Below are 2,144 nucleotides of genomic sequence, written 5' to 3' on the forward strand. Positions count from 1 at the left end.
AAGTCCGCCGCGCCCGGCCCGGCGGCCGCCACGGTCGCCGCCTTGCCGGCGCGGCAGATGACCTTGGCCAGCCCTGCGCCGATCGCGCCCCAGCCCCTGTCCTCGACCGACCAGTCGGCGGCCCGCTCGCGGCTTTCTTCCATCAGGACGCGCACCTTCTCGAGATGGGCATCTTCGACCTCGCCCTGAACGAGGCCGCTGCCGGCCGCTTCCAGTTCATCCAGCAAGGGTGCGAAGAAGTCCTCTCCCAGATCCCCACGGGCATCATCGATCAGCAGCCTGCAGGTGTCGACAACGACCTTGGCATCGCGCGAGCCCGCCATGAGCCGGGCCATGTCGCGAAAACGGGCATTTTCGGCCGCATAGTCGGGAAACGCCGGCCGCACGAGGCGGATCAGCGCGCGGATCTTCTTGCAGGACTTGCGCACCTCGTGCGTGGCGATGGCCGAGGGTTCGTGTTCGATCGCACTCAGCGCACGGGCCGCCTGCTCACGCGCGATACGGCGCACGGCATGCTCCACCGAGCTGTCCCTGGCTTTGAAGCGGTAGGCCATGCGTCCCTCGAGCTGCCGCGCCTGCGGGGCGCGACCATGCCAACGTTTATGCCAAAAGGGAAACAATGGTTCACCATTGTCGCGCGCGGCAAGCCTGCCGGGACTGCGGGCAGAGCAGCGCGCATAAGAAAAGGGCGGCCCCGATGGAGCCGCCCTTCCCTGTTTCGTTCCGAAAAATCCGGAAAGAAGATTACTTGAGCTCGACGGTGCCGCCGGCTTCTTCGATCTTCTTCTTGATTTCTTCGGCTTCAGCCTTGGAAATGCCTTCCTTGACAGCCTTCGGAGCGCCTTCGACGAGAGCCTTGGCTTCAGCGAGGCCCAGACCGGTCACGGCGCGGACTTCCTTGATGACCTGGATCTTCTTGCCACCGTCGCCGGTCAGGACGACGTCGAATTCGGTCTTCTCTTCAGCGGCTTCGGCAGCAGCACCGCCAGCGGCGGGGGCAGCAACGGCCACGGCAGCAGCGGCGGAAACGCCCCATGCTTCTTCCAGGGCCTTGGCGAGGTCAGCCGCCTCGAGGACGGTCAGCTGCGACAGTTCTTCAACAAGCTTGGCGATATCGGCCATTGTACTTCACTCCTGATCTGTGGTCCCGGGGCGCCTCATGCAACCAACCGGGATAAATCGTTTCGAATCGTATTACCGAGGCTTGGCTCAGGCAGCGTCCTTGGCGGCGTAGGCGCCGAAGACACGGGCCAGCTTGGCCGCCGGAGCGGTCGAGAGCTGGGCGATCTTCGTGGCCGGAGCCTGGACGAGACCGATGAGCTTGGCGCGCAGTTCGTCGAGCGAGGGCATCGAGGCGAGAGCCTTGACACCGTCCGCGTTCAGAACCTGCGAACCCATCGCGCCGCCGACGATCTCGATCTTGTCGGTCGTCTTGGCGAAGTCGACGACGGCCTTGGCGGCTGCGACGGGGTCCACCGAAGTGGCGATGGCCGTCGGGCCGGTCAGGAAGTCGCCGATACCGACATAGTCGGTGTCCGCGATGGCAAGCTTGGCAAGACGGTTCTTCGCAACCTTGTAGGTCGCGCCGGCTTCACGGATCTTGTTGCGCAGTTCGGTGGACTGGGCCACCGACATGCCGAGGTTGCGGGTGATGACCACCACGCCGACCTCGTTGAAGACCGCGTTGAGCTGGGCGACCGATTCGGCTTTCTGCGAACGATCCATGCCTTACTCCTTCACATGTGACCGCTTGGGGGTTTCGCCCCGCACGGCCGGCTACGTTTGACCATGGCGCTGATGCACCACGGGCGAGTCCGTTCGATGGGGAAGGAGTATCGCGCCGAAACGCGAGAGTGGCACCGCGCTGCGAGGAGCGAGGGGCCGGAAAATTTCCTGTTCCCCGTCTAGGCTGGAAATTAAGCCGCAAAACGGCACCAACTGTCTCGGACGGATGAACGACAGACCCAAGGCCTGCCGGTCGGAGCGGGCCATTGGCGGAAATGCGCCGCAGAGTCAAGCAAAGTCCTGCTGCGCCGGACATGGGAACTCGGCATCATCGGGAAATGGAGCATCTCCTTCGGGCGCATCAGGCAGTGAATCAGGAGAGCACGAAAAAACGGGGGGGCCCCCCCGGGGGGGCCCCC

The 2,144-nt window shown here is 64.5% G+C and carries 3 protein-coding genes; all 3 read right to left on the reverse strand.

What is annotated here, in order from left to right:
• On the reverse strand, window positions 1-554 hold a 554-nt coding region (locus SPHV1_RS15660; protein WP_156367363.1), incomplete at its 3' end, for a CHAD domain-containing protein.
• A 190-nt stretch (window positions 555-744) separates the two neighbouring features.
• A complete protein-coding gene (gene rplL / locus SPHV1_RS15665; protein ID WP_054946972.1) occupies window positions 745-1,122 on the reverse strand; it encodes a 50S ribosomal protein L7/L12 in 378 nt (125 codons plus the stop codon).
• A gap of 87 nt (window positions 1,123-1,209) precedes the next feature.
• On the reverse strand, window positions 1,210-1,725 hold the full coding sequence (gene rplJ, locus SPHV1_RS15670) for a 50S ribosomal protein L10 (protein ID WP_054946973.1): 516 nt from the start codon (window positions 1,723-1,725) through the stop codon (window positions 1,210-1,212).
• Between the last annotated feature and the right edge of the window lie 419 nt (window positions 1,726-2,144).

It is taken from the genome of Novosphingobium sp. KN65.2, assembly GCF_001368935.1.
Taxonomy (GTDB): Bacteria; Pseudomonadota; Alphaproteobacteria; order Sphingomonadales; family Sphingomonadaceae; genus Novosphingobium; species Novosphingobium mathurense.

Coding starts and splice junctions, on each gene's coding strand:
- rplL (WP_054946972.1), bottom strand. CDS start 1,122: ATGGCCGATATCGCCAAGCTTGTTGAAGAACTGTCGCAGCTGACCGTC.
- rplJ (WP_054946973.1), bottom strand. CDS start 1,725: ATGGATCGTTCGCAGAAAGCCGAATCGGTCGCCCAGCTCAACGCGGTC.